Source organism: Paeniglutamicibacter sp. ZC-3 (assembly GCF_025847175.2).
In the GTDB taxonomy this organism is placed as follows: domain Bacteria; phylum Actinomycetota; class Actinomycetes; order Actinomycetales; family Micrococcaceae; genus Paeniglutamicibacter; species Paeniglutamicibacter sulfureus.
The window spans coordinates 1-25,917 of the sequence record NZ_JAOYTG010000010.1 but is presented as its reverse complement, the minus strand read 5'-3'; the positions used below and the strand labels follow the sequence as shown (position 1 = coordinate 25,917).

The 25,917-nt window shown below is 66.1% G+C and carries 23 protein-coding genes and 1 rRNA gene; 18 read left to right on the top strand and 6 right to left on the bottom strand.

All coding sequences use genetic code 11. The features are described 5' to 3' along the window. Nucleotides 1-4: 4 nt before the first annotated feature. The 3 genes from ppk2 to OIU93_RS11740 form a co-directional block, all read right to left on the bottom strand. A complete protein-coding gene (ppk2, locus tag OIU93_RS11750) occupies nt 5-892 on the bottom strand; it encodes a polyphosphate kinase 2 (RefSeq protein ID WP_264270264.1) in 888 nt (295 codons plus the stop codon). A 127-nt stretch (nt 893-1,019) separates the two neighbouring features. Then, nucleotides 1,020-2,429 (bottom strand): M1 family metallopeptidase, encoded by a 1,410-nt coding sequence (locus OIU93_RS11745; RefSeq protein ID WP_264270263.1) that lies wholly within the window; start codon nt 2,427-2,429, stop codon nt 1,020-1,022. After that, nucleotides 2,426-6,229: a Pls/PosA family non-ribosomal peptide synthetase gene (locus OIU93_RS11740; RefSeq protein WP_264270363.1), complete on the bottom strand. Its 3,804-nt coding sequence runs from the start codon at nt 6,227-6,229 to the stop codon at nt 2,426-2,428. Before OIU93_RS11740 ends, OIU93_RS11745 begins: the two co-directional genes overlap by 4 nt. 552 nt (nt 6,230-6,781) lie before the next feature. On the opposite strand from OIU93_RS11740, the gene OIU93_RS11735 reads away from it, so the two are divergent. Together OIU93_RS11735 and OIU93_RS11730 are read left to right on the top strand one after the other, a co-directional pair. Next, nucleotides 6,782-7,579 carry a 4'-phosphopantetheinyl transferase superfamily protein gene (locus OIU93_RS11735; protein WP_264270262.1) on the top strand — a complete coding sequence of 266 codons (798 nt, stop codon included), beginning with the start codon at nt 6,782-6,784 and terminating at the stop codon, nt 7,577-7,579. Nucleotides 7,580-7,690: 111 nt separating this feature from the next. Beyond that, nucleotides 7,691-8,164 carry a DUF1990 family protein gene (locus OIU93_RS11730; protein WP_264270261.1) on the top strand — a complete coding sequence of 158 codons (474 nt, stop codon included), beginning with the start codon at nt 7,691-7,693 and terminating at the stop codon, nt 8,162-8,164. Nucleotides 8,165-8,344: 180 nt separating this feature from the next. Here OIU93_RS11730 and OIU93_RS11725 read toward each other — a convergent pair whose 3' ends face one another. Continuing rightward, nucleotides 8,345-9,313: a quinone oxidoreductase gene (locus tag OIU93_RS11725; RefSeq protein ID WP_264270260.1), complete on the bottom strand. Its 969-nt coding sequence runs from the start codon at nt 9,311-9,313 to the stop codon at nt 8,345-8,347. Nucleotides 9,314-9,466: 153 nt separating this feature from the next. On the opposite strand from OIU93_RS11725, the gene argC reads away from it, so the two are divergent. Genes argC through OIU93_RS11680 form a run of 9 tightly spaced genes read left to right on the top strand, consistent with a single transcriptional unit; the run spans nt 9,467 to nt 16,445 of the window. Next, nucleotides 9,467-10,498 carry an N-acetyl-gamma-glutamyl-phosphate reductase gene (gene argC / locus OIU93_RS11720; protein ID WP_264270259.1) on the top strand — a complete coding sequence of 344 codons (1,032 nt, stop codon included), beginning with the start codon at nt 9,467-9,469 and terminating at the stop codon, nt 10,496-10,498. Between the two features lie 11 nt (nt 10,499-10,509). Continuing rightward, entirely contained in the window at nt 10,510-11,673 is a 1,164-nt protein-coding gene (gene argJ, locus OIU93_RS11715; RefSeq protein WP_264270362.1) for a bifunctional glutamate N-acetyltransferase/amino-acid acetyltransferase ArgJ, read from the top strand. Between the two features lie 51 nt (nt 11,674-11,724). After that, entirely contained in the window at nt 11,725-12,657 is a 933-nt protein-coding gene (gene argB, locus OIU93_RS11710) for an acetylglutamate kinase (protein ID WP_372342915.1), read from the top strand. Continuing rightward, nucleotides 12,654-13,898, top strand: a complete 1,245-nt coding sequence (locus OIU93_RS11705) for an acetylornithine transaminase (protein ID WP_264270258.1) — start codon at nt 12,654-12,656, stop codon at nt 13,896-13,898. The genes argB and OIU93_RS11705 overlap by 4 nt, the downstream gene beginning before the upstream one ends. Before the next feature lie 12 nt (nt 13,899-13,910). Beyond that, nucleotides 13,911-14,879 carry an ornithine carbamoyltransferase gene (gene argF / locus OIU93_RS11700; RefSeq protein WP_264270257.1) on the top strand — a complete coding sequence of 323 codons (969 nt, stop codon included), beginning with the start codon at nt 13,911-13,913 and terminating at the stop codon, nt 14,877-14,879. Then, nucleotides 14,876-15,391 carry an arginine repressor gene (locus OIU93_RS11695; RefSeq protein WP_264270256.1) on the top strand — a complete coding sequence of 172 codons (516 nt, stop codon included), beginning with the start codon at nt 14,876-14,878 and terminating at the stop codon, nt 15,389-15,391. The genes argF and OIU93_RS11695 overlap by 4 nt, the downstream gene beginning before the upstream one ends. A 45-nt stretch (nt 15,392-15,436) precedes the next feature. Then, the gene (locus OIU93_RS11690; protein WP_264270255.1) at nt 15,437-15,616 is read left to right on the top strand and encodes a hypothetical protein; all 180 of its coding nucleotides are present in this window, start codon (nt 15,437-15,439) and stop codon (nt 15,614-15,616) included. 20 nt (nt 15,617-15,636) lie between these two features. Beyond that, complete coding sequence (locus OIU93_RS11685; protein WP_264270254.1) at nt 15,637-16,128, top strand: ATPase; 492 nt, start codon at nt 15,637-15,639, stop codon at nt 16,126-16,128. Then, the gene (locus OIU93_RS11680) at nt 16,125-16,445 is read left to right on the top strand and encodes a helix-turn-helix transcriptional regulator (RefSeq protein ID WP_264270253.1); all 321 of its coding nucleotides are present in this window, start codon (nt 16,125-16,127) and stop codon (nt 16,443-16,445) included. Before OIU93_RS11685 ends, OIU93_RS11680 begins: the two co-directional genes overlap by 4 nt. A gap of 145 nt (nt 16,446-16,590) precedes the next feature. On the opposite strand, the gene OIU93_RS11675 is transcribed toward OIU93_RS11680, so the two are convergent. Together OIU93_RS11675 and OIU93_RS11670 are read right to left on the bottom strand one after the other, a co-directional pair. Beyond that, nucleotides 16,591-17,151, bottom strand: coding sequence for an O-acetyl-ADP-ribose deacetylase (locus OIU93_RS11675; protein WP_264270252.1), 561 nt, complete (start codon nt 17,149-17,151; stop codon nt 16,591-16,593). Between the two features lie 238 nt (nt 17,152-17,389). Then, nucleotides 17,390-17,800 (bottom strand): ankyrin repeat domain-containing protein, encoded by a 411-nt coding sequence (locus OIU93_RS11670; protein WP_264270251.1) that lies wholly within the window; start codon nt 17,798-17,800, stop codon nt 17,390-17,392. Nucleotides 17,801-17,993: 193 nt separating this feature from the next. Here OIU93_RS11670 and argH point away from each other — a divergent pair, with 193 nt between their 5' ends. The 7 genes from argH to OIU93_RS11635 form a co-directional block, all read left to right on the top strand. Then, nucleotides 17,994-19,409: an argininosuccinate lyase gene (gene argH / locus OIU93_RS11665; RefSeq protein ID WP_264270250.1), complete on the top strand. Its 1,416-nt coding sequence runs from the start codon at nt 17,994-17,996 to the stop codon at nt 19,407-19,409. Between the two features lie 91 nt (nt 19,410-19,500). After that, nucleotides 19,501-20,238 (top strand): maleylpyruvate isomerase family mycothiol-dependent enzyme, encoded by a 738-nt coding sequence (locus OIU93_RS11660; protein ID WP_264270249.1) that lies wholly within the window; start codon nt 19,501-19,503, stop codon nt 20,236-20,238. A 32-nt stretch (nt 20,239-20,270) separates the two neighbouring features. Beyond that, nucleotides 20,271-20,924, top strand: a complete 654-nt coding sequence (locus OIU93_RS11655) for a DNA-3-methyladenine glycosylase (RefSeq protein WP_264270248.1) — start codon at nt 20,271-20,273, stop codon at nt 20,922-20,924. 9 nt (nt 20,925-20,933) lie between these two features. Beyond that, a complete protein-coding gene (locus tag OIU93_RS11650) occupies nt 20,934-21,470 on the top strand; it encodes an adenine phosphoribosyltransferase (RefSeq protein ID WP_264270247.1) in 537 nt (178 codons plus the stop codon). A 112-nt stretch (nt 21,471-21,582) separates the two neighbouring features. Next, nucleotides 21,583-23,871, top strand: a complete 2,289-nt coding sequence (locus OIU93_RS11645) for a UvrD-helicase domain-containing protein (RefSeq protein WP_264270246.1) — start codon at nt 21,583-21,585, stop codon at nt 23,869-23,871. A 29-nt stretch (nt 23,872-23,900) separates the two neighbouring features. Then, a complete protein-coding gene (gene tyrS / locus OIU93_RS11640; RefSeq protein ID WP_302262505.1) occupies nt 23,901-25,217 on the top strand; it encodes a tyrosine--tRNA ligase in 1,317 nt (438 codons plus the stop codon). Between the two features lie 604 nt (nt 25,218-25,821). Next, nucleotides 25,822-25,917 (top strand): 16S ribosomal RNA (locus OIU93_RS11635); the annotation flags it as partial.

The following is a 25,917-nucleotide window of genomic DNA, read 5'->3' as shown; positions in this document are numbered from 1 at the left end:
AACCCTAGAATTCCTCACCGTCGGCGACGACTGCCGAGGCGGGTCCGACGATGTGCGGGTCGGGGGTCCCCACGAGCTCGTGATCCTTGCCCTCGTAGTCGAAGAGGCTCAGCACGTGGCGCATTGCCTCGAGCCTGGCGCGCTTCTTGTCATTGGACTTCACCACGGTCCACGGTGCCCAATCGGTATCCGTGCTGCGGAAGGTCTCTTCCTTGGCCTCGGTGTAGGCGTCCCACTTGTCCAGCGAGGCGAGGTCGGTGGGGGAAAGCTTCCACTGCCGAACCGGGTCGATCTGGCGGATGGTGAAGCGGGTGAGCTGTTCGCGGCGGGAAACCGAGAACCAGAACTTCACCAGAACGATCCCGTCATCAACCAGCTGCCGCTCGAAGGCAGGTGCCTGGTGCATGAACCTGTCGAATTGCTCCCGGGTGCAGAAGCGCATCACGCGTTCGACGCCGGAACGGTTGTACCAGGAGCGGTCGAAGAGGACCATTTCCCCGGCGGCCGGCAGGTGGGCGATGTAGCGCTGGAAGAACCACTGGGTGGATTCGCGTTCACTGGGCTTTTCCAACGCCACGACGCGGGCCCCGCGCGGGTTCAAATGCTCGGTGAACCTCTTGATGGTCCCGCCCTTGCCGGCGGCGTCGCGGCCCTCGAAGAGCACCACGAGTCGGCGCCCGGTGGCTTTGACCCAGACCTGCAGCTTGAGCAGCTCGATCTGCAACAGCCGCTTTTCCAGGTCGTACTGGGCACGGTCCATGCGCGAGGAGTACGGGTAGCCCTCCCGCCAGGTGTCCACGACTTCGCCGGTGGAGGTCAACAGGACCGGGTCGTCATCATCATCGTCGTCGCGGACGGAGTAGCCGTGGGCGGCCAAATCAAGCAATTGCATGGGGTTGACCGTATCCGCGCGCCCTGAACGGAAGATGAACATTGGGTGCCCGGAAGGGGGTTTGTGACCAGGCTCTATACGGTGAAAAGAGCACCGCGACGGCGGTGGGGCCGAGCCCCCTCCGCTGTCAGTTTGCCGCCGGGGCAGGCAGTGCCGGCAACGCCTTTTCAAAGAGCCAGGGTTTCAGGAACGCCTCGGCGGAGAGTGCGGTGGGCAGGTGCGCGTCCACGTGGTCCCGGAAGAGCCGGTAGGTGACCGTCCCGTGGCGCCGGGCCCCGGTCCAGGCCCGCAACATCGCGAAAAACGCACGATCGCCCGATGCCAGCCGCAGGGCGTGCAGCGTCAGCGCACCGCGCTTGTAGACCCGGTCGTCGAACATGTCCTTGGGCCCGGGGGCCCCGATGGTGATGTCCTGCTCCAGGGATTCAATCATCGCCCAAGCGTCCCTGGCGCGTGAATCGGCGCTCGGGCCGCCGGAGGCCTCGGACCAGATCCATTCGGCATAGCAGGCGAAGCCCTCATGCAGCCAGATGTCCTCCCACGACCCGACGGTCAGCGAGTTCCCGAACCACTGGTGGGACAGCTCGTGGGCGATCAATCGCTGCTGCTCCCATCCCGGGAGCAGGTGGTTGTTGCCCAGGATGGAAATCCCATGCGCCTCCAGCGGGATTTCCAGGTCGTCCTCCGTGACCACCACGGTGTAGTCCTCGAAGGGGTAGGGGCCGAAGGCCTCGATGAAGGTTTCCATCATCCGCGGCTGGTCGGCCAATGCGGAGGAGACCCGGCGCAGCTGGGAGGTGTTCGAGGCAACCAGCTGGGGCACCGGGACCGGGGCACCTGCATGCCGTCCGCCCAGTGGTGCGGCACCGGCTTCGGTGCCGGCCAGGGAGCGCAGCTCGTAGCGGCCGATCTGCATGGTCGCCAGGTAGGTGGCCATGGGCTCGTGGACCTCGTAGGTCCAACGTTCGCGGCTGGAGCGCCGCTGGCGGTCAACGAGTTTTCCGTTGCAGACCGGGCGGTACCCGGCGTCGGTGTTGACGGAGATCCTGTAGCTTGCCTTTTGGCTGGGGTGGTCGTTGCAGGGGAACCAGGTGGGGGCCCCGTTGGGCTGTCCGGCCACGAGCACCCCGTCGGTGAGTTCCTCCCAGCCGACCTCGCCCCAGATGCCATCGCGCACATTCGGGACCCCGCCGTAGCGGATCTCCACGGTGAACTGCTCCCCGGCGGGCACCGGGGTCACCAGGTGGAGCTCCAGCTTGCCGGCCTTCTGCGTGGACCGGGCCACCTTGGCACCGTTGACCTGGCAGCGGGAGGCCCGCAGCCCGGACAGGTCCAGGCTGATGCGGTGCAGCTCGACCAGGGCCACGGCGGTGATGGTGGCCCTGCCGTCGAGCCGGTTGCCCCCGAGCTTGCAGTCCAGGTCCAGGTCGTAGTGCGTGACACGGTAGTCGGCGCTGCCGGAGCGGGGCACGTAGGCATCCGGGATGAAGGAAGCCTCGGTGGCGGCGGAGGTGTCGGTCTGTTGGGTGTGGCTCATGCGCGCGGCTGGCTCCAGGGTTGGACGGGGTTGCCCATCCAGTAGCTTGAAGGGGGAACGGATTCTCCGCGCATCACCAGCGAACCGGGGCCCACGGTGGCGCCTTCCGACAGGGATGCTGCCGGCAGGATGACCCCGTGCGGGCCCATCGTGGATCCAGCGGAGAGTTCCACCGTATCAATTGCCATGACCCGGTCGTGGAAGAGGTGGGTCTGGACCACCGTGCCGCGGTTGACGGTCGAGGAGTCCCCGAGGGTGACCAGGTCGGCCTCGGGCAGCCAGTAGCTTTCGCACCAGACGCCGTGGCCGATCTTCGCGCCCAGGGCCCGCAGCCACCAGACCAGGGCCGGGGAGCCGGCGGCGGAGTGGGCGAACCACGGGGCGCAGACCATTTCGATGAACGTGTCAACTACCTCGTTGCGCCAGATGAAGGAGCTCCACAGGGCGTGTTCGCCCGGGCGGATGGGGCCCACCAGCAGCCACTTGGCGACGACCGCGGAGGTTGCCGCGACGGCACCTGCGGCAAGCATCACCGCGCCGCTGAGCAGTGCCGCGGCCAGATAGCCGTATTCGGCGGCCAGGAAGTCCAGCAGCGCCAGCACCAGCGCGGCGACGCCGACGGTGACCACGACGGGCACGATCCGGCAGATTTCCCACAGGGCGCGGGCAAACTTCAGGCGCAGCGGCGGCGCGTAGGTGAGCAAATCGTCGGAGGACACCGCGGTGCGGCGCAGGCGCACCGGCGGGCTGCCCAGCCAGGAGGTCCCGGCCTTGGCCTTGGCGGGGGTGGCCGAGAGCACCGCGACCAGGCCGTTGCGCGGCACGCGGCGCCCGGCTCCGGCGATGCCGGAGTTGCCCAGGAAGGCGCGTTTGCCGATCTTGGCCCGGCCCACCTTCATCCAGCCGCCGCCGAGTTCGTAGGTGGCGACCATGGTGTCGTCGGCCAGGAAGGCCCCGGCACCGATGGTGGTCATCTTGGGGATCAGCAGCACCGTGGAGGCCTCGACGTTGCGTCCGACCTTGGCGCCGAGCAGGCGCAGCCACACGGGTGTGAAGAGCGAGGCGTAAATGGGGAAGAGGAGGTCGCGGGCCATGTCCAGCAGGCGTTCGGTGGCCCAGACCTGCCAGCCGATCCTGCTGTCGACCCGGTGCCAGCCCTCGCGCAGGCGAATTCCCAGCAGGCGCGTGGCCACCAGCACCAGCAGCATGTTCAGGCCGAACCACGCCAGTGCCGCCACCGGGACGGCCAGCGTGAGCCGGAGCAGGGATTCGTGCAGCGAGGCCTGGCCGCGCAGCAGCAAGGCAGCGGCGATGATGGCTCCCAGGATGGAGAGCAGGGGAATTGCGCCCAGGGCCGAGGAGGCCACGGCGAACATCGCGTTGCGCACCCGGCGGGTACGCAACGGCTCCCGCGGCCAGGAGGGCTTGGACTTGCCGCTGCGTTCTGCGGGGGAGCCGGAGTAGGAGGAGAAGGCCTTGGTGCTTCCGGCAAGGGCGGAGCCTGCTGCCAGCTCCACCCCGTCGGCGACCACGGAGCCGGGCATCAACGTGCTGCGTGCCCCGACCGTGGCCTCGGCACCGACCTCGACGGTGCCCACATGGACACGGTCCCCGTCGATCCAGTAGCCGGTGAGATCGACCTCGGGTTCGATGCTGGCGCCGCGGCCCACGGTGAGCAGGCCGGTGACCGGCGGGATCGAGTGCAGCTGGACGTCGGCGCCGATCTTCGCGCCCAGGGCGCGGGCGTAGAACTGGATCCAGTGCGCGTTGCCGAGCGAGACGGGATCAACCAGATCGGCGATCTGCTGGGCCATCCACAGCCGCAGGTGCACCTTGCCCGAGCGCGGGTAGTTCCCGGGCTTGAGATTGCGCAACAGCATCCGGGCCGCGATGACCGAAAGCGCCATGCGCCCCGGGGAGGAGACGAAGACAAGCCAAAGGGCGGCCACCGCCCACCAGGAGAGCCTGGGTGCGTCGGTGAAGACCCCCAGGGCGCCGAGCACGTTGTTGCCGGCGGCCAGGTACACGAGCCAGCGCATGCCCACCAGGATGAAGGTGGGGATGCCCATCAGCGTCTGGAAGACCTGGGCGCGCCGGGTGGTGCGCTCGACGATTCGGGTCTCGGGTTCGGCGCCGGAACTGGTGCCCAGGGCCTCGAGCAGGGACCCGATGCGCGGGTGGGAATAGATCTCGGCCACCGTGACGGTGCGGTAGCGCACGCGCAGGGCGGAGACCAGCTGGGCGGCCGAGAGCGAACCGCCGCCGGAGACGAAGAAATCTGTGTCAAGGCTGCCGACAGGGGTCCCCAGCACGCGGGTCCACTGCTCGATCACCCATGCAGCGTCCTGGCCGAGATCCGGCAGCACCCCTTCGGGCCCGGTGGCGGTGGCTCCGGGCAGCGGCCAGGGCAGCGCGTTGCGGTCGACCTTGCCGCTGGTCTTGGTGGGCAAGGTGTCGACGATTGCCAGCAGCGGGATCAGCGGTGCCGGAAGCATGTCCGCCAGCCGCCCGCGCGCAGCCGAGGTGTCGTAGGCGGGATCGGCGGCCAGGTAGCCGACGAGGATCTGGTTTCCGGCGGCGGTGGTCTTCACCGCTGCCGCGGCGCCGGAGACCTCGGGCAGGGACTGGAGCGCGGCATCGATTTCGCCCAATTCGATGCGTCGGCCGCCGAGCTTGACCTGTTCGTCCATCCGGCCCAGGAAGACCAGACCCTCGGGGTCGGCCTGCACCAGGTCACCCGAGCGGTAGGCGCGCTCCCAGCCCAGGGTTTCGAAGGGCGCGTATTTCTCGGCGTCCTTGGCCGGGTCCAGGTAGCGACCGAGTCCGACGCCGCCGATGATCAGTTCCCCGCTCTGACCGGGGGCCACGGGGAAGCCCGAGGCGTCGACGACGGCAAGGTCCCAGCCATCGAGCGGCAAGCCGATGCGCACCGGATCCGTGCCGTCCATCTGCGCGGCACAGGCCACAACGGTCGCCTCGGTCGGACCATAGGTGTTCCAGACCTCGCGCCCCGGAACCGCAAGGCGGGCGGCAAGCTCGGGCGGGCAGGCTTCGCCGCCGAAGATCAGCAGGCGCACGTTTTCCAGGGCCTCGGCCGGCCAGAGGGCTGCGAGTGTGGGGACGGTGGAGACCACGGTGACCCCGCGGGTCACCAGCCAGGGACCCAGGTCCATGCCCGAACGAACCAGGGCACGCGGGGCCGGCACCAGGCAGGCGGCATGGCGCCAGGCCAGCCACATTTCCTCGCAGGAGGCATCGAAGGCCACGGACAGGCCGGCAAGCACGCGGTCCTCGGCGCCCAGGGGCTCACTTGTCAGGAAGATCCTGGCCTCGGCGTCGACGAAGGCGGCCGCCGAGCGCTGCGTGATGGCAACGCCCTTGGGAGTCCCGGTGGATCCGGAGGTGAAGATGATCCAGGCGTCGTCGCCCAGCGCGGCGTCCCGGGCCGGCGCCGGGTTTGCCGTCTCGCGCAGGGAAGCGATCTTGCCCTTTTCGCCCACGACGGCGGCGACCTTGGCCTCGGAAAAGACCAGTTGGGCGCGTTCCTCCGGATCGTCGGCATCGACGGGAACGTAGGCTGCGCCGATCCTCATCGTGGCCAGGATGCCGATGTAGAGTTCGCGCGTTCCCGAGGGGATGCGGATGCCGATGTGGTCCCCGGCGCCGAGTCCGGCTGCGCGCAGTCGCCCGGCCATCTCGTCGACGGCCACGAGCAGTTCCGCGTAGGTCAGCGAGCGCTCGCCGTCATCAAGTGCGGGGGCTTCGGGGTGGGCCGCCGCGCTGGCCTCAAGGATGTCCATGAGGGTGCGGGGCTTCGGTGCCAATTCGCTGCCCGGGTACTGCGGCAGGAACAAGGGGGCGGTGGATCCATTGTCGGCAATGCTGGGAGTCGTTTCCACTGTGGCTTTCTGGAAGTGGTGCTCGGCCCAGCCCCCTGTAGGGGACGGACCAGGACGATGGAGCCCAACCATGCTCCGGCGGTACGCCGACAAGGCGTCCGCCGCCGCCCGGCCGGCACGTACGCGCCCACCGTAGTCACGGCAGGTGAACGGCAGGTGGACCGGGAGGTTAACGGGAGGTGTCTTGGGGCGGGAATCACAGGGCCGTGTGATGCCTCACCAACTTGGTTGGAGGGAGCTGCCGTCCACCCGCTTGGGAATCCGGCGATCCCTGCCAGCGGGGCCAATGCCCGGGCCTGGGCAGGAGCGCCGGTCGGGTTGAAGCCGGGCGCGGGAGCCCAAACCAATATGTGGCGCAGTGCCCACTGTGTGTATCGGAATTGGTTCCGGCTTCGAGCCCTGATGCGGGATACTCGATGCAGTCGAACCGGCAGAACAAGGAGCGCAATCCGAATGCACGACGTACCGGGCAAGAGTCTTGAGGCGGGACTCTCGGCCCCTTTGTGGGCGGCCGCCCCGTTGGCGGAGGCCGCGACGCATCCCGAGGTCCGATTGCTGCCCGACGAACTCGCCCGTGCCGGCGGATACCTTGCCGGGCGACCACGCGACGACTTTGTGGCAGGACGGATCCTTGTCCGGGTATTGGCGGCGGACCTGTTGAATCGTGCGATGCCTTCGGGTCGCGAGATTCGTCCGGGCGAGCTGGAGCTCACCCAGTATTGTCAGCAATGCGCGTCGGTGGCGCACGGGACCCCGAAGCTCCGGATGGCGAAGACCGGGCAGTCTTTTTCCCTCTCCTACGCACGGACTGCTGGCTGGCTGCTGCTTGCGCTGGCCCCGGCGAACAGTCGGCTGGGCGTTGACCTGGCCGACCTGGACGACAGGGCGTTTTCCTCCGGAGACGGCGGCATGCTCGAGGATTATGCCTACGCGCGGGAAGAACGAGAACGACTCGAACTGTTGCCGGAGTCCGAACGGCAGCGGCTTCGGGCCAGATGGTGGGCCCTGAAGGAAGCGGTCGCCAAGGCCAGCGGGGAGGGCCTGGCCGGTGAGGCCGGCATTCCCGTGGTTGCCGGGAAAAACGTTCACCCGTTGTTGCATAGCCCCGGACTCCGCGTGCTGGATCTTGATCCAGAAAGCCTCGACTCCCTGGGTGCCATGCTTCCTCCCCATTTGGTGGGCAGCCTCGTTTGGGCCCCTGGCCCGGAGGCCTGGGAAAATCGAGTAGGTGGGGCGGTGGGAATCGCCTGATGTGCTGTTGGGATTGTCCACGGGCGGCTTCTTTTGGGTACGGGACTGTAGTAGGAATGGACCCAGACCCAACTTGCCCGGCATCTGTTTGGATTGTGAGGAGAGTGGCGCGTGACCAGTCCGGATCTTGCCCATTGGCCGCCGGGCGACGGTAAGTATCGTCGCGCGGAATTCTCGTCGTTCATTGGAACCGGGGATCTGGTGTGGGAACGCGTCATCGCGGACGTGCTGCGCTGGAAGGTGAAGACAGCGAGCGGGTTTACGGTGAGTTCAGCTGCTCCGGTGAGACAGGGCGACCGCGTGGACGTCACGGTGCACCTGTTCGGTGCCACCGTCCTTGAGCCCGTGGAAGTTGTCGCAGTCGTGGATAGCCCGGATCGGGTCGGGTTTGCGTATCGCACGCTGCCGGGGCACCCCGTTTGCGGCGAGGAAGCATTTATCGTGAGCCGTCACGGCGATGACGTGCGACTCACCGTACGATCCCTCACCCGGGCGGCATCGCGGCAACCGTGGCGAGCGCTGTACCCGTTGATTCTTGTCGCGCAGCGAATCGTACGCCGGAGATACCTGCGCGCACTCCGCTGACGACTTCGGCAAGGCATCGCGGTGCGGCCACAACAGCCAGAGGATGAAAACCGATTCCTGAACACACTCGGGCATCAGCGGGCGGCCGCTGATTCCGGGTAAGCACGGCGCGGGCCGCCACGTGGGAGTCTGTCCTCCGGGGTGGCGGCCCGTGGTGGTTCGGCAACGATTGGATCGTGGCTACGGGATGAGGATGGTTTTACCGGTGGTCGCTCGGGATTCAAGGGCGGTGTGGGCGTTGCCCGCCTCGGCCAGCGGGAAGCGTGCCCCGATGCGGACGTCGAGCCTGCCGAGCGAGACCAATTCAAAAAGCTCGCCGGAACGCCAGCGTCGCTCCTCGGCATCAAGCAGGAAGTCGGCGACCTTGGGTCGGGTCACGGTCAGTGAACCATGGGCGTTGAGGCGCTGCAAGTCAAAGGGCGGCACCTGGCCCGAGGCTCCGCCAAAGAGCACCAGGGTGCCGCGGATCTTGAGGGCTTCGAGTGACCCTTCGAAGGTGTCCTTGCCGATGCCGTCGTACACGACATCGACGCCCTTGCCGCCGGTGATTTCTCGGACGCGCACCGGCACTTCGTCGTAGGAAAGGACATGGTCCGCGCCGGCGGCGCGCGCCAGTTCCGCCTTTTCCGGAGTCGAAGTGGTGGTGATGACGGTGGCCCCGCGCAGCTTCAGCAGCTGGATCAACAGCAGGCCGACGCCACCGGCGCCGGCATAGGTGAGCACGGTGTCGCCCTGCTGCACGTTGTAGCTGGAATTGACCAGGTAGTGGGCCGTGATGCCCTGCAGCGGCAGCGCGCCGGCGGTTTCCAGCGACACATTCTCCGGGACGGGCAGTGCCTTCTCGGCATCCAGCAGCGTGTGGGTGGCATAGGTGCGCGAGCCTTCAGTGGTGGCCACCCGGTCCCCGACGGCGAAATCGGTGACGCCCGCGCCAACGGCCTCGACGGTGCCGGCGCACTCGCTGCCCGGGGTGAAGGGATACTTGACGTTGTAGACGCCCGAGCGCTGGTACGTCTCAATGAAATTCACGCCAACGGCAGCGACCTTGACCAGCAGTTGTCCGGGCCCGGGGGAGGGCATCGGCGACGCAACATAGTCGAATACTTCGGGTCCTCCGGCCTGACGGGCGATAATTGCATGGGAACTCACGTGCTGGACTCCTTGGGTCGGCGCTTGGCTTTGTTTCCACCATAGCGTTCGGGCCCCCAGGGGCCCGTGACCAGGGTCCCGATGTTGCGTTGCGGGACCAAACAAATGAATATTTATTAGCTATCATGCATAAATGCGTAGTAGGGTTGGGTTATGACGATTTCAGTAGCTGTATCCGGAGCCAGTGGGTATGCCGGCGGCGAGGTCCTGCGCCTGCTGTCCAACCACCCCGACGTGACCATCGGTGCGATCACCGCCCACTCGAATGCCGGCCAGCGACTGGGCGAGCTCGCCCCGCACCTGCATTCGCTGGCCGACAGGGTCCTGGTGGAAACCACGGTCGAGCAACTGCGCGGACATGACGTCGTCTTCCTGGCCCTGCCACATGGCGCCAGCGCCGAGATCGCTGCCCAACTACCCGCCGACACCCTCGTCATCGACGCCGGGGCCGATCACCGCCTGGAATCCCCGGAGGCCTGGGAAAAGTTCTACGGCTCCTCCCATGCCGGAACCTGGCCCTACGGCTTGCCGGAGCTGCCCGGAGCCCGGGAACTGCTCGTCGGCGCCAAGCGCATTGCGGTGCCCGGATGCTACCCGACCTCGGTCCAATTGGCCCTCGTGCCTGGCTTCGCGGCCGACCTGCTGGAACCCGAGGACGTGGTCGTGGTTTCCGCCTCCGGAACCTCGGGAGCGGGTAAGAGCGCCAAGGTGAACCTCATTGGCTCCGAGGTGATGGGCTCCATGAACCCCTACGGCGTGGGCGGCTCCCATCGCCACACCCCGGAAATGGAACAAGGTCTCTCCAAGGCCGCCGGCGTCCCGGTGACTGTCTCCTTCACCCCGACCCTGGCGCCGATGCCGCGCGGCATCCTCACCACCGCCACCGCCAGGGTCAAGCCCGGTGTGGACGAGGCAATGCTGCGCGCTGCGTGGACGGCTGCCTACCAGGACGAACCATTCGTGCATTTGCTGCCCGAAGGCCAGTGGCCCGCAACCTCGTCGGTCATGGGCTCGAACCACGCGCAGATCCAGCTGGCCTTCGACCCGCACGCCAACCGCGTGATCGTCTCCGCGGTCATCGACAACCTCACCAAGGGCACCGCAGGCGGAGCCGTCCAATCCATGAACATCGCCCTGGGCCTGAAGGAAACCGCCGGCCTGGCACTTGAAGGAGTAGCACCGTGAGCAACGCACCCATGGGAATCACCTACCCCGGCGGCTTCAGCGCCTCGGGTATCACCGCCGGGCTCAAGGCCTCGGGAAACCCGGACCTTGCCCTGGTGCGCAACAACGGCCCGCGCTTTGACGCGGCAGCCGTGTTCACCTCCAACCGCGTGGCGGCGGCCCCGGTGCACTGGTCGCGCCAGGTGATCTCCGACGGCCGGGCCGACGCCGTGGTGCTGAACTCCGGCGGCGCCAACGCCTGCACCGGCCCCGAGGGCTTCGCCAACACCCACGCCACCGCCGAACACGTGGCCACGGTCCTGGGCGTTTCCAGCGGGGACGTGTTGGTCTGCTCCACCGGGCTGATCGGCGAGCAACTGCCCATGGACAAGATCCTGCCCGGCGTGGACGCGGCCGCCGCGGCACTGGGCTCCGGCAATGAATTCGACGGGGGAGCTGCTGCAGCCACCGCCATCATGACCACCGACACGGTGTCCAAGCAGGCGGGGTTCGCCGGATCCGGGTACTCCATCGGCGCCATGGCCAAGGGCGCAGGCATGCTCGCCCCCGGGCTGGCCACGATGCTGGTGGTCATCACCACCGATGCGGTGCTGGAACCGGCGCAGTTGGATGCCGCACTGCGCGAGGCCACCCGCGTCAGCTTCGACCGGGCGGATTCCGACGGCTGCATGTCGACCAACGACACCGTGATCCTGATGTCCTCCGGCGCCAGCGAAACGACGCCCGACGTCGCGGAATTCACCGCCGGGCTCACCGAGGTCTGCGTCGAGCTGGCCAAGGCGCTGATCTCCGATGCCGAGGGCGCCGCCCATGAAATCACCATCCGCACCTTCAACGCCGCCACCGAGGACGACGCCGTCGAGGTTTCGCGCACCGTGGCCCGGTCCAACCTCTTCAAGACCGCGATCTTCGGCCAGGACCCCAACTGGGGACGCGTGCTCTCCGCGGTGGGAACGACCAAGGCGGCCTTCGAGCCGGACGAGCTGAACGTGTCCATCAACGGCGTCCAGGTATGCCGCAAGGGCGGGGTGGGCGATGACCGCAACCTCGTGGACCTTTCCGGGCGCAACGTCCTGGTGGAAATCGACCTCAACGCGGGCATGCAGGAAGCCAGCCTGTGGACCAACGACCTGACCCACGACTACGTCCACGAGAATTCGGCCTACAGCAGCTAGGCGACGCAAGTGCCCCGGCTCAATCGTTTCAGTGAGGAAGCACCTAAGAGCATGTCTGAGAACAAACCCACGCCAACGCCAACGCCCATGGACGTGGCACAGCGCAAGGCCGAAGCCCTGATCGAGGCCCTGCCCTGGATCCAGCGCTTCGCCGGAACCACCATGGTCATCAAGTACGGCGGCAACGCCATGATCAACGAGGACCTGCGGCGCGCCTTTGCCGAAGACATCGTGTTCCTGCGCCACGTGGGCATCAACCCCGTGGTCGTGCACGGGGGAGGCCCGCAGATCAACTCCATGCTCAGCCGCCTGGGCATCGAGTCCGAATTCAAGGGCGGGCTGCGCGTCACCACCCCCGAGGCCATGGACGTGGTCCGCATGGTGCTCACCGGGCAGGTGCAGCGCGAACTGATCGGCCTGATCAACTCCCACGGACCCTACGCGGTGGGACTTTCCGGCGAGGACGGAGCCCTGCTGCGGGCAGTGCGCACCGGGACCTACATTGCCGGGCAGCACGTGGACCTTGGACTGGTGGGAGAGGTGACGGGGGTCAAGCCCGACCAGATCCTCGACCTGCTGGCCGCCGGCAAGATTCCGGTGGTCTCCACCGTGGCCCCGGAGGTCGACGAGAAGGACAACCCCACCGGACAGGTGCTCAACGTCAACGCCGACACCGCCGCGGCGGCACTGGCCAGCGCCCTGGGCGCCTCCAAGTTGGTGATCCTCACCGACGTGGAGGGGCTGTACGCGGCCTGGCCGGACAGGTCCTCGCTGATCTCATCGATGGACGCCGAGCAGCTGCGCGCCCTGATGCCCAAGCTCGAATCGGGGATGATCCCCAAGATGGCGGCCTGCCTCAAGGCCGTGGACGAGGGCGTGGGCCAGGCCCACATCGTCGACGGCCGCCAACCACACTCCATGCTGCTGGAGGTCTTTACCTCCGCCGGCGTCGGAACCCAAGTCATTCCCAAGGACAAGGCATGAACGAGATCATTGAACAGGAAACGGGCGCCCTGGGCGCCCTGCAGGGCAGCGAATTGCTCGCCCGCTACAACCACTCGTTGCTGGGTGTCTTCGGCACCCCGCAACAGGTTCTGGTGCGCGGGGCAGGCTGCCACGTGTGGGACGCCGACGGCAAGGAATACCTCGACCTGCTCTCCGGGATCGCCGTCAACGCCCTGGGCCACGCCCACCCGCTGCTCACCTCGGTGATTTCCTCGCAGCTGGCCACCCTGGGACACATCTCCAACTTCTTCACCAGCCCCACGCAGATCGCGCTGGCGGAAAAGCTCCTGGAGCTCAGCTCGGCACCGGAGGGCTCCAAGGTGTTCTTCACCAACTCCGGCACAGAGGCCAATGAAGCTGCCTTCAAGCTGGCCCGCCGCAACGCGGGCACGCCCGAAGCACCGCGTACCAAGATCATTGCCCTGGAGCAAGCCTTCCACGGCCGCACCATGGGCGCGCTCGCGCTGACCTGGAAGCAGGCCTACCGCGAGCCGTTCGAGCCGCTTCCGGGCGGGGTCGAATGGATCCCGGCCGGGGACATCGAGGCGCTGCGCGCAGCGGTGGATGAAACCACCGCCGCGGTCTTCATCGAACCCATCCAGGGGGAGGCCGGGGTCATCGAATTCGGCACCGGATACCTGCGTGAGGCACGGGAGATCACCGAGGCCGCCGGCGCGCTGCTGGTCTTTGACGAGGTCCAGACGGGCATCGGCCGCACCGGCGACTGGTTCGCCTCCGCCGGGGTCATCCCCGACGCCATGACACTGGCCAAGGGCCTGGGCGGCGGATTCCCGATTGGCGCGATGGTCGTCTTCGGCACCGAGGCCACCGGGCTGCTCACCCCGGGCCAGCACGGAACGACGTTCGGCGGCAACCCCGTGGCCACCGCCGCGGCCCTGGCCACCCTGCATGTCATAGAATCCCAGGACCTGCTGGCGCAGGTGCGAAGCGTGGGCCAGGAGATCCGGACCAAGCTCGCCGCGCTCGACTTCGTCACGGCTGTCCGCGGCCAGGGGCTGCTCATCGGTTTCGACCTGGCGGCCGCCGTGGCCCCGGCGGTTGTCACCGCCGCATTGGCGGCGGGGTTCATCATCAACGCCCCGGGCCCCAACACGCTGCGCCTGGCACCTCCCCTGATCATCACCACCGAACAACTCGACACCTTCGTAGCAGCGTTGCCCGCGATATATGCCGCGGCCGTTGCCGGCACCCAGGAATAGGACCACAGCACCATGACCAACACAGTTCGCCACTTCCTGACCGACCTTGACCTCACGCAGGCCGAACAGACCGAGGTCCTTGACCTGGCCCTGGCCATGAAGAAGGACAAGTACGGATACAAGCCGTATGCCGGCCCGCAGACGGTTGTCGTCTTCTTCGACAAGACCTCCACCCGCACCCGGGTGTCCTTCGCCGCCGGCATTGCCGAGCTCGGCGGTTCCCCGCTGATCATCAACTCCGGCGAATCCCAGTTGGGCCACAAGGAGTCCATATCCGATTCCGCCAAGGTCCTTGAGCGCATGGTCTCCACCATCGTGTGGCGCACCTACGAACAGGCCGGCCTGGAGGAAATGGCCGAGAACTCCAACGTCCCGGTCATCAACGCCCTCTCAGACGACTACCACCCCTGCCAGCTGCTGGCGGACCTGCTGACCGTGCGCGAGCACAAGGGCACGCTTGCCGGCCTGTCCATGGCCTACCTGGGCGACTCGGCCAACAACATGGCCAACTCCTACCTGCTGGCCGGCGTCACCGCCGGGATGCACGTGCGCATCTGCGGACCGGAGGGCTATCTGCCGAGTGCTGACATCATTGCGGCTGCCGAGAAGCGCGCGGCCGAAACCGGCGGTTCGGTGACTGTCACCACCGATGCCGCTGCCGCACTGGCCGGCGCCGACGTGGTGGCCACCGACACCTGGGTTTCCATGGGCCAGGAAGACGAGAAGGCGCAGCGCATGGAACTCTTCCGCGACTACGCCGTGGATTCGGCCGCCATGGCGCACGCTGACAAGGACGCCATCGTCCTGCACTGCCTGCCGGCCTACCGCGGCTACGAAATCGCTGCCGATGTCATTGACGGACCCCAGTCGGTGGTCTTCGACGAGGCCGAAAACCGCGTCCACGCCCAGAAGGCCATCATGGGCTGGTTGATGGCCAAGTCCAACCTGGCCGAGGTGCCGGGAGTGAACTCGAACCGATGAGCACCCCCGCCTCGTTCCAGCCCACAACAAAGATCGCGCGCCAGGCGCGGGTGGGTGCCATCCTGTCCACCCGCACTGTGCGTTCGCAGGCCGAGTTGGTGGTCCTGCTGGCTGAGGAAGGCATGGCCGTCACCCAGGCAACGTTGTCGCGGGACCTGGTGGAGCTCGGCGCGGTGCGTGTGCGCGGGGCCGACGGGGGACTGGTCTATGCGGTACGCCAGGAGGGCGGTGACCGCAGCCCCCAGGTTGGGGTCAGCCCGGAGGTGCACGATGCCAAGCTGGCCAAGCAGTGCGCTGAATTGCTGATTACCGCCGAGGCCTCGGGCAACATCGTGGTTTTGCGCACCCCGCCAGGTGCGGCAAATTTCCTGGCCCTGTCCATCGACCATTCCACGATGCCGCAGATCCTGGGGTGCATCGCCGGGGACGACACCGTCATGCTGGTGACCCGCGACGTCAACGGTGGGGCCGAGGTTGCAGCGCGCTTCCTGGCTCTGGCCGACCCGCAGTAGCCAGGTCGACCAGTCGCACGGTCGCAGGAGTCCCAGGAGCCTGGAATGGGTCCTTCCAAGAAGGCGGCGATGCTAGGTGCAATCCTGGTAACGCTTCTCTTGCTGGCGATCCTCATCGGTGTCATCGTCGGAACAAGCGGCATGATCGCCGGTCCCGGCGGCGGAGAGGTCTTTTCCGCGGACGGTCGCGGAATGCCGGAGGGCCTTGCGACTACCGGCCGGTAACCCTTGTGCAACCACAGCCCTTGTGCAACCATTCTGTTGCACAAGGGCTTCTCGTTTTGAGGGGAAAACACATGGACGTCAAACGTCAGGATGCCATCGAGGCATCCATCGACATCAATGCCACGGGCGCATCCGTCTGGGAACTGATCAGTGAACCGGGATGGTTCATCAACGGCGGTGCCATCACGACGCATCGGATCGAAACCGACGGTGCATTCTCAACCGTTTACGATGCGATCTATGGAAAATTCGAATTCGAGACAATCACCCTCGAGGCGCCCCGCTATGCCGCGTTCCGTTCCCTGGGGGGTCATGCATGGGACGATCCCGTCCCCAACACCCTCGTTGAATTCTGGATCGAACCCACACATTCCGGAGCCGTGAGGTTGCGCGTCATGGAAAGCGGATTCGCTGACTTCGGTGCCGATGAGCATGCTCACGCCATCAGCGCCAACACCCAGGGCTGGAAAGCGGAGATGCTGGCGGCGCAGCGTTATTTGGACGGAAAATGACCGGGCAGCCTGAACCGGCTTCCACCCAATTGATTTTTGCAGCGCTCTCCGACCCTACGCGGCGAGAGATGCTCGTGCTACTAGGTGAGAAGGCGAGCAGTGCGTCGCGACTCAGTGAACCGTTGGGCATCAGCAGGCAGGCCGCGGCCAGGCATCTCGGGATCCTTCTGGACGCCGGCCTCGCCAGACGGCGCCGCGACGGCAGGGAGATAGTCTTCGAATTGGTCCCGGGCGGATGGGGCCCGGCGACCGACTACATCGGCGGATTGCAGGCCGGCGTGGGCGGGATGTCGGCCAAGGCGTCAGAATCGGGCTGAGGCCGCACCCGCCGCTTCTCTTGCCACGGTAAGGGCACCGAGTGCTTGGGTCTTGTTGGGACCGCGCGCAAAATTCGGGGCACCGCGCGCAAAATTCGCGGGGTGCCCCGAATGCAGGATCGCGCGCGGCGTGCGCGCCGGCATGCTACGGCCCGTGGACCAGTTCGCTATCGGTGCGCGGCGTGTTGAAGGCCTTGCGGAATGCGGATTCAACCTTGTCGTTGTAGGCAACCAGCACGACGCGGTGGATCGATGTCGAATGCAGGTACGTCTCAAACCATTCGTGGATGGCGTGGGCGGCGATCGAGGCAACGTCCTCCGGGTCCCAGCCGTATGCACCGGCACCAATGGCCGGAAACGCCACGCTGGTGGCACCGAGGCGCGAGGCAACGTACAAGGAATTGGTGAAGCACTGCGAAAGCGTCTTGGGGTTGGTCTGCCCGACGTGCCGGTTTGGCCCGGGGGAATGGATGACCCAGCGGGCGGGTAGGTCGCCGGCTCCGGTGGCCAAGGCAAGGCCGGAGGCGAGGCCGTCGGGGTGGGTCGTGGCCCTGAGCTTCCGGCATTCGGCCAACAAGGCGGGGCCAGCGGCCGCATGGATGGCATCGTCGACACCACCGCCACCGAGCAGGGATGGATTTGCAGCATTGACGATCGCATCGACCTTTTGTTCGGTGATGTCTCCACGCACGATGTCGATATGCATTTCTTTGCTCCTGTCAGTGATCCAGAACACCTGATAAGCACCACGATACGCGCCAGTCCTGATCTTGTGGAGGGGCATACAGCGGATTCTCAGGCGTGACTAGCGCAAAGCTGATCAGGAGGCCAAAAGCAAGGGCTTGGGGGATTGGTGTGGCACCGGCGGGAACCGCGCGGACGGAATCTAGATCCGTCTCAGCGCGGTGCCCGAAGCCGGAAAGGCAATGTCCGCGGGACCTGTCCTAGAGATATTCCTCGATGACTGCCTTGAACTCGGGCAGGTCGAACATTTGGGCGACGGCCAAGGCGTTTTGGGCACCTAAGTGGGGGTCCGCGCCGTTGGCCAGCAGCATCCGGGTCAGTGGTTCGTTCTTGCGGAACACGGCGCAGGTCAAGGCACCCTGGCCCTTGTCGTTGAGGCGGTTGATGTCGGCGCCGCGCTCGAGAAGGCCGGAGACGGTCTCGTCGTGGCCGTTGTAGGCAGCCAGGATCATCAGGGTGTCGCCCTTGGCGTCGGTCAGGTCCGCCGGGATTCCCTGGTCGAGGATGGCCATCAGCTTCTCGGTTTTTCCCTCGCGGGCCAGGTCGAAAATGGAGTGCAGGAACGCGAGCTCTTCATCGGAAAGCGCGTCGGGGGTGTTCGAATCGGTCATACCCCAAATCGTACCGGGCTGCCGCCAGGGGAATGGCGGTGACATCGTAGATGAATAATTATGTAGACTAGTGAATAAGTATTAGATATCGGGTGTTGCGTCCGGGGCCGGGGAACCGCCCTGCACTAGGATGGACACTGGATTTGGACACCTCTCGAACCGGTGCCCGGGACGGGTACACGGAAGGATGAACATGGGATCGGCAACAAACGAAGGTGCACTCTGGGGCGGACGATTTGCCGGAGGCCCGGCGGACGCCCTGGCGGCGCTGAGCAAGTCCACGCACTTTGACTGGCGGCTTGCCCGCTACGACATTGCCGGATCCCGCGCCCACGCCCGCGTGCTGCACACCGCCGGACTCTTGGACGAAGCCGAACTCGGCGGCATGATCAAGGCGCTGGACACCCTCGAGGCCGATGTCGTCTCCGGTGCCTACGTCGCCTCCGACTCCGACGAGGACGTCCATGGTTCCCTCGAGCGCGGGCTGATCGAGCGCGCCGGAACCGCACTGGGCGGCAAGCTGCGCGCCGGCCGCTCGCGCAACGACCAGATTGCGACGCTCGGCCGCATGTTCCTGCGCGACCACGCCCGCATCATTGCCCGCGGTGTGGTCGCAACCATCGACGCGCTCATCGAACAGGCCGAGGCACACCCCAACGCCGCGATGCCCGGCCGCACCCACCTGCAGCACGCCCAGCCCATCTTGCTCTCCCACCACTTGCTGGCCCACGCCTGGGCGATGCTGCGCGACGTGCAGCGCCTGGCGGACTGGGACAAGCGCGCCGCTGTTTCCCCCTACGGCTCCGGTGCCCTGGCCGGTTCCTCGCTGGGCCTGGACCCCAACGCCGTGGCCGCCGAACTCGGCTTCGACTCCGCCGCGTGGAACTCGATCGACGGCACCGCCGCCCGCGACGTGTTCGCCGAATACGCCTGGGTGGCAGCCATGATCGGGGTGGACCTCTCCCGCGTCTCGGAGGAAATCATTCTTTGGGCCACCAAGGAATTCTCCTTCGTCACCCTCGACGACGCCTTCTCCACCGGCTCCTCGATCATGCCGCAGAAGAAAAACCCGGATGTGGCCGAACTGGCCCGCGGCAAGGCCGGGCGCCTGATCGGCAACCTGACCGGGCTGCTGGCCACGCTCAAGGCACTGCCGCTGGCCTACAACCGCGACCTGCAGGAAGACAAGGAGCCGGTCTTCGACGCGACCGACACCCTCGAACTGCTGCTCCCCGCGGTCTCCGGCATGATCGCCACGCTGAAGTTCAACACCGAGCGCATGGCCGAGCTCGCACCGCTGGGCTTCGCCCTGGCCACCGACATCGCCGAGTGGCTCGTCCGCCAGGGCGTGCCGTTCCGCGAGGCCCATGAGCTCTCCGGCGCGGCCGTGAAGCTCGCCGAGTCCAAGGGCGTGGAGCTCTGGGACCTCTCCGACGCCGAATACGCCGGGATTTCCGGGCACCTGACCCCTGAGGTCCGCACCGTGCTCTCCACCGAGGGCTCGTTGAACTCCCGTTCGGCACAGGGCGGAACCGCACCCTCGGCCGTTGCGGCGCAGCTGGCCGCATTGAAGGACGCGCTGGTTCCGGTGCGCACGTACGCCGGCTAGCAAGCCCGCAGTTCCCTCGCAGGCGGGGCCCACCATTCGGGGGGCCCCGCCTGCGTGATTTCCGGCTACCGGGCCGGATAAGGTGGTCAGTATGAGTGAGCTCACACAACAGGACCTGACGACTCGGATCCTCTCCGCCTTGTCGACCCTTCGCGAGACCATGGCCACCGTCGACGATGCGGCCGCCGCCGAGCCGAGCGCCCTTCCCGGGTGGAGCCGTGCACACGTGCTCGCCCACCTGGACGGGTTCAGCCGTGCCGCAGCGCGCCAGCTGGACACCGCTGGTGCCCAGGAACCCTTCCCCATGTACGACGGTGGAATGGAGGCCCGCGACGACTCCATCGAGATCACCGCGTTGATGCGCCCCGAGGCGCTGGTGGCCCGCGTCACCGAGTCCCTCGACGCACTGGAATCCAGCATCCGCGGCATCAGCCCGGCGGAGTGGGCCCTGGCAACAGGGTTCCGTGAGGGAGGCAGTGTGGAAGACCTCTTCCATGCCATCTGGCGCGAGCTGGTCATCCACACCTCGGACCTTGCCCTGGGCAACTCCGTCGCCGACTGGGAACCGGAATTCTGTGCGCACCTCTTCGACGCGCTCGAGGCCCGGGTGCCCGAATCCCGCCGCTACATCCTCCAGCCCCACGGTGCCCAGCGCATCACCCTGGGACAGGGCGAGGCGACCACGGTGCTCAGCGGCACCGCCTTCGACCTGGCCGCCTGGCTCGCCGGCCGCCAGCCGCTGGGACCGGTCCAGGCCACCGCCGCCGCCGACGGCACCGACCTGCCCGAGCTCGGACCCTGGGCCGTCAAGCTGAAGGCCGACAACTAGGCAACCGGGATATCCGGAAGGAGGGGGGCGTCGTGAACAGCCCGGACCGCGTTGGGTTGCTAGGTCTGCCGTCGCTGGAACTGGCACCGCACCTGCTCGGCGCCCATGTCTCCACCTTCATCGGCGGGCGGCTGGTCGTGGTGCGACTGACCGAGGTCGAGGCCTACGACGGGCACCAGGATCCCGGCTCCCATGCCTACCGGGGCAAGACCGCCCGCAATGCCGGGCTCTTCGGCCCACCGGGCACCGCGTATGTGTACTTCACCTACGGGATGCACTTCTGCGCCAATGTGGTGTGCGGGCAGGAGGGAACAGCCTCGGCCGTGCTGATGCGCGCCGGGGAAGTCGTTTCGGGCCTGGACACGGTGTTGGCCAGACGGGGAAACCCGAAAGGACCCGAGGCACAGCTACTCAGCGGGCCTGCCCGGTTGGCCCAGGGGCTGGGGCTGACGCTGGAACACAACCTGGCGCGCTTCCGCGACGGCACCGCCGTGCCGCCGGGACCCGACCTGGCGTTGGGGAACCTGGCCATCGCCCCGGCCGGCTACCTGGCCGGTCCGCGCACCGGGGTGGCGGGGGACGGCGGCGGGGAAGAATACCCGTACCGGTTCTGGCTCCCGGGCGAGCCCAGCGTCTCGCCGTACCGGAAGGCGGCACCGCGCAAGGTGCGCGGCGGAAGGGACTAGACTTGTCGGGTGAATCCAGAGCCTGAAACCATAAGCGACCTCCTTGACCGACTGTGCGAAATCGTTCCCGATTACCCCAGCGCAGGGATTTCCTTCAAGGACTTGACCCCGGCCTTTGCCGACGCGGCGGGACTGCGCCGCATGGTCGATGAGATCGTCGCCCCCTTTTCCGGCCAATTCGACGTCATTGCCGGGCTCGAGGCCCGCGGATTCGTGCTGGCCGCGGCCGCCGCCTACGCCACGGGCACCGGCATGGTCACGGTGCGCAAGGCCGGAAAGCTTCCCCGTGAGGTGCACCGCGACGAATACACCCTGGAATACGGGACCGGGACCCTGGAATTGCACCGCGACGATGTCGCGCCCGGCACCCGGGTGCTGATTCTCGATGACGTGCTGGCCACCGGCGGCACGGTCGGCTCCGCCGCCCGTTTGCTGGAAATGGTCGGCGCACAGGTCATCGGGGTCGGCGTGGTCCTTGAGCTCCAGGGCCTGGGCGGGCGCGAAAAGCTCTCCGGCCTGCACGTCCATTCGCTCCAGCTCGTCTAGCAACACCCGCCTGCCGTATCCGCATCGGTCGCCCCAAGGCGTTCGGTCAAATGCTCGGTGCCGCAGAGCGTAAACTGGTCTGTCCACGATTTGTTCCATCAGGGAGTGCTGAATGTCAGAGTCCACGACCGTTCAACCGGAGCTCGACGCCGAACGCAACTACGTTTCGATGCTCTATACCCGCTTGGATGAGCTGCGCGCCGAAAAGCTCGAGCAGCTCACCCGCACCCGCCGCGGCGGGGCGCAGGGATCCATCCAGAACGTGTCCGAACGCGACTCCTTTGCCGCCCTGTACGAAGACCGCCTGGCGCAGCTGAATGCCGTTGAGGACCGCTTGGTGTTCGGCCGGCTGGACCTTGACGATGACATGAACCGTTCCGGGGAGGAACCCGGCGCCCCGCGCTACATCGGCCGCATCGGCATGACCGACGAGGACCTGACGCGCCTGATGGTCGACTGGCGCGCCCCGGAGGCCGCCGCCTTCTACCAGGCCACCGCGCTGCACCGGCAGGGAGTGCGCCGCCGCCGGCACCTGATGCTGCGCGGGCGCACCGTGCTGGGCATCGACGACGAGGTCCTGGACACCGAACTCTTCGGCGAAAACGACAACCTGCAGGGAGAGGGCGCTCTCATGGCCGCCCTGACGCAGAAGCGCACCGGGCGCATGGGCGACATCGTGGGCACCATCCAGGCCGAGCAGGACCGCATTATCCGCTCCCCGCTGGCCGGAGTGTTGGTGGTCCAGGGTGGACCTGGCACCGGCAAGACTGCGGTGGCACTGCACCGTGCCGCCTTCCTGCTCTACGAACACCGTGAGCGGCTCAAGAGCGCCGGCGTGTTGCTGGTCGGCCCCTCATCATCGTTCATGCGCTACATCGAGCGCGTGCTGCCCTCCCTGGGCGAGACCGGCGTGGTCATGTCCTCGGTCGGCGAGCTGTATCCGGGCCTGCGTGCCGTGCCCGAGCACAGCCGGGAGGCCGCCCGCATCAAGGGCAAGGCCTTCATGGCAAAGGTCGTGGCCAAGGCGGTTTCCAACCGCCAGCGACTGCTGGCCGAGGACCGCCGCGTCGTGGTCGAGGGTACCCGGCTGGTGCTGACCCGCGGCCAGGTGCGTCATGCGCGTGAAAAGGCGCGGGCCTCCCGCAAGCCGCACAACGAGGCCCGCGAGGTGTTCACCAAGATCCTGGTGCGCGAGTTGGCCACGCAGCTGCAGCAGGTCCTTGAAGATTCCTCGGGCAACGGCAATGCCGTGGACCGCAGCTACCTGGTCCAGGAAGTGCGCGAATCACGCGATGTCCGCATTGCCCTGAACCTGTGCTGGATGCCGCTGACACCGCAGTCCCTGCTGGAGGAACTCTTCGCCAAGGAAGACCTGCTCGCCGCGGCCGCTCCGCAGCTGAACGCCCGCGAGCTCAAGGCGCTGCACCGGAAGCCCGGGGCGCCCTGGACCGAGTCCGATGTGCCGCTGCTGGATGAGGCAGCCGAACTGCTGGGCGACTTCAAGGCCGTGGGCAACAAGGACGCCGGTGTCGAGGCGCAGCTCAAGCGGGACCTGGAAAACGCCGAGGCGACCCTGCGCAACGTCAACGAGATGCTCTTCAACGCCGGCATCGACGGGCTCGTCGAGGCCCAGGACCTGGCAGATATGAACCAGGAGACCGAGGCACGCCAGACGGCAGCCGAGCGTGCCGTGGCCGACCGCAACTGGGCCTACGGGCACGTGGTGGTCGACGAGGCCCAGGAGTTGTCCCCGATGCAGTGGCGACTGCTGATGCGCCGCTGCCCCCTGAAGTCCTTCACGGTGGTCGGCGACATCGCCCAGACCTCCTCGGCCTCGGGCGCCAACAGCTGGGCGCAGGCCATGAAGCCGTTCGTGGCCGAGCGCTTCACCCTGGAGGAACTAACGGTCAACTACCGCACCCCCATGCAGATCGCCGCTGCCGCGACCAGGGTTGCCCACGCCGCGGGACTGAAGATCTCCACGCCGAAGGCAGTGCGCGAGGGCCAGTGGCCGCCGCTGGTGGACCGGCTGGAACCGGGGCAGTTGCTGCCCAAGCTCCGTGAGGTTCTACCCGGGGAAGTCGCGATCGCCGACGGCGGCCTGTTGGCCGTCATCGTGCCCGAGCCGCGTCTGGCCCAGGTTCGCTCCGCCGTGGTCGAGCAATTCGGCCGCCGTGTGGGAAGCGGGTCCGGTGGCTTGAGCCAGGACATCGTGGTGCTGGGTGCACGCGAGGCCAAGGGCCTGGAATTCGATGTGGTGGTTGTCTTGGAACCGCAGGAGTTGATCGACGAAGTCGAGGGCAGCGTCGGTGATCTGTATGTTGCGATGACCCGCACCACGCAGCGCCTGCGAATCCTGGCCGAGGGCTCGATTCCTGCGGGCATTGACTCGGAAGCGTAATTCGGGGCCGAGACTGCTAATTTAGTAGGGTGTCTGAAATTGAGCAGAATCCCGCACTGTCGGGACAACGTAATGATCCGTCCTTTGAAAACGTCTGGCAGGAACTGAAGTGGCGTGGCCTGGTCCACGTGTCCACCGAGGAAACCGAGCTGGAAAAGGTCCTCTCCGGAGAGAGCATTACGTATTACTGCGGTTTCGATCCCACCGCCCCGTCCCTGCACCTGGGCAACCTGGTACAGCTGTTGAACATGCGCCGCCTGCAGTTGGCCGGCCACAAGCCCCTGGGCTTGGTTGGCGGCTCCACCGGCCTGATCGGTGATCCGCGCCAGACGGCCGAGCGTGTGCTGAACACCAAGGAAACGGTTGCCGAATGGGTGGGCAAGCTCGAGTCGCAGGTTTCCCGCTTCCTCTCCTTTGAGGGCGAGAACGCGGCCCGCATGGTCAATAACCTGGACTGGACCGCCAACCTGAGTGCCATCGATTTCCTGCGCGAGGTTGGCAAGTACTTCCGGGTGGGCACCATGATCAAGAAAGAAACCGTTGCCGCCCGTCTGAACTCGGACGAGGGCATCAGCTACACGGAGTTCAGCTACCAGGTGCTGCAGGGTTACGACTACCTGAAGCTGCACCAGCTTTACGGTTGCACGCTGCAGACCGGCGGCTCCGACCAGTGGGGCAACCTCACCAGCGGCACCGACTTGATCCGCAAGGCCGAGGGCAAGAGCGCCTACGCCTACGGAACCCCGTTGATCACCAACTCCGACGGCACCAAGTTCGGCAAGTCCGAGGGCAACGCCATTTGGCTGGATGCAGAGATGTGCAGCCCGTACACCTTCTACCAGTTCTGGCTGAACACCGCGGATGCCGATGCCATTTCGCGCTTGAAGGTCTTCACTTTCCTTTCCCGTGCAGAGATCGAGGCACTCGAAAAAGAAGTTGCCGAGCGTCCCTTCGCCCGCAAGGCCCAGAAGGAACTGGCTTACCTCGTGACATCGTTGGTCCACGGTGTGGATGCCACGGAAAAGGTCATCGCAGCTTCGGCCGCCCTTTTTGGCCAGGGCGAATTGGGCGATATGGACGAAGCGACGCTCAGGGCCGCGACCCAGGAGCTAAAAAGCACCACTGTTACCGGGGAGGATCTGGATATTATCTCGGTATTGATGGCTTCCGGTCTTTCCGAATCGAAGTCGGCCGCCCGGCGCACGATCAGTGAAGGCGGCGCCTACGTGAACAACGTGAAGTACTCGGACCACGAAGCAGTCGTTAGCCGAGAGGACCTATTGCACGGTCGCTACCTTTTGGTACGCCGCGGGAAAAAGAACCTGGCAGTTGTTGAGGTCTCCTAAATAGGGAAATGAATTTCCGGCTTGCTGACAACGCAATTTGAACCGGGGCGGGGGAGTGCTGTGAATCACGGCGACGACCTCGCCCCGGTTTTTGCCTTTTGGGCTCCGATTTGCGCCTAATCCCGGTTGTTTCGGGGGAATCCGGGGTCATGGTGTGCAGGATCCGTCGATTTGCCGGGACGCGGAAACGTGTGTATTGTTTTCTAAGTCGCCGCGGCCAAGGCAAGCGAAAAGCTACCAGCCGCGAATGACAAAAGAATTCTTCTAACAACGTTTATTCGTTGAAGGAAAGATGTGTTTTTAGCAAATTAGATCGACGATAAGCCGGTTTGACAAAGCGAAGAACATGTAATAAATTATTCAAGTTGCTCCAGAGCGAAGCGCCGGTAGGAATTGTTAGTCCGGTTGTGGGTGTTGGAAGTGTCTGTTGTTTGAGAACTCAATAGTGTGCCAAGTTTGTTGATACCAATTTATTTATTTTATTGGTGAATGGTTTCAGGGTCCGCACCCCCGTGTGGATGCCTGGGGCAATTTGCCAGGATGTTTTGCTTGGTGCAGCCCGGTCGATTTTTTCCAGTCGGCGTGTTGGTTGTGTCTGTATTTTTTTACGGAGAGTTTGATCCTGGCTCAGGATGAACGCTGGCGGCGTGCTTAACACATGCAAGTCGAACGATGACTTTTGTGCTTGCACAGAATGATT